The sequence below is a fragment of the Lentzea aerocolonigenes genome (assembly GCF_000955955.1).
Taxonomy (GTDB): domain Bacteria; phylum Actinomycetota; class Actinomycetes; order Mycobacteriales; family Pseudonocardiaceae; genus Lentzea; species Lentzea aerocolonigenes_A.
In genome coordinates, this window is sequence record NZ_JYJG01000147.1 from 1 (window position 1) to 1156 (window position 1156).

Annotated in this window: 1 protein-coding gene and 1 pseudogene; both read left to right on the forward strand. The window is 69.2% G+C overall.

The genetic code is table 11. The annotated features are described in order from the left end of the window. Positions 1-193: pseudogene (locus tag UK23_RS52765) on the forward strand (arabinogalactan endo-1,4-beta-galactosidase); the annotation flags it as partial. Between the two features lie 12 nt (positions 194-205). After that, positions 206-1156 (forward strand): rhamnogalacturonan acetylesterase (locus UK23_RS21590; RefSeq protein ID WP_045313396.1); only part of this gene is annotated, 951 nt, incomplete at its 3' end.

Consider the following 1156-nt stretch of genomic DNA (forward strand, 5'->3'; position numbering starts at 1 on the left):
CGGGCCGCGCGGCAAGGCGAGCGCGGTCCGCGACGGATTGCGGCAGTTCATCAGCGGCACCAAGGCTTTCGGCGGTCTCGGCACCTTCTTCTGGGAGCCGGAGGGCTACCCGCCGTTCACCGGCTACGGCTCGACCGCCTGGGACAGCAACCGGCGCCCCACCGCGGCCATGGACGGCTTCCTCAACGTCTGACAGGAGAAACTCGTGTACATCAAGCGTCTTGCGTTTCTCACCGCCGCACTGAGCACCGCCGTGCTCGCCCCGATTCCCGCGGCGGCAGCACCCGCGGCGTTGCCGCCGCAGTGCTCCGGCTCAGCACCGATCCGATGCAGTTTCAACGTCGCGCCGGGCAACTACGACATCACCGCGGACCTGGGCAGCACCAGCAAGGCCGCCAACACGTCGATGACGGTGGAGGCGCGCAGGCAGGTCCTGAACGCCGTGTCCACCGCCTCCGGCCAGCTCGTCCGCACCACGGCCACGGTCAACGTCCGCAACCCGGAGGGACAGCCCACCGGTCAGGGCGGCACCGGCACACCGGGCCTGCAGATCACCTTCAGCGGCAGCGCACCCGCGATCAACTCGCTGACCGTGACGCCGGCGCAGGCCCCGCTGGTGGTCTACCTCGCCGGCGACTCGACCGTGTGCGACCAGCCCGTCGCCCCCTACACCGGCTGGGGCCAGTCCCTGCCCGCGAGGGTTCGCCAGGGCGCGGTGGTCGCGAACTACGGTGACTCCGGCGAGAGCTCTGGCAGCTTCCTGTCCAGCCGCGCGTTGTTCCCGACGATGAAGCCACTGATCAAGAGCAAGGACCTGGTGCTCATCCAGTTCGGGCACAACGACAAGAAGACCAGCGCGAACGCCTTCCGCGACAACCTCACCCGGCTGGTCAACGGCGTCAAGGAACGCGGCGGCATCCCGGTGCTGGTGACGCCACCAGTGCGCAGGCAGTTCAGTGGCAACCGGCTCAACGGCACCGCACTGCACATCAACAGCGCCGGTGTCGACCTGCCCGCGGTGATTCGTGCGCTCGGCCGCAGCGCGAACGTGCCGGTGATCGACCTGACCGCGAAGAGCAAGGCGCTCGTCGAGTCGCTCGGACCGTCGGCGTCCCAGGCGCTGTACCTGACCCGGGAGGCAGGCGACAACACCCAC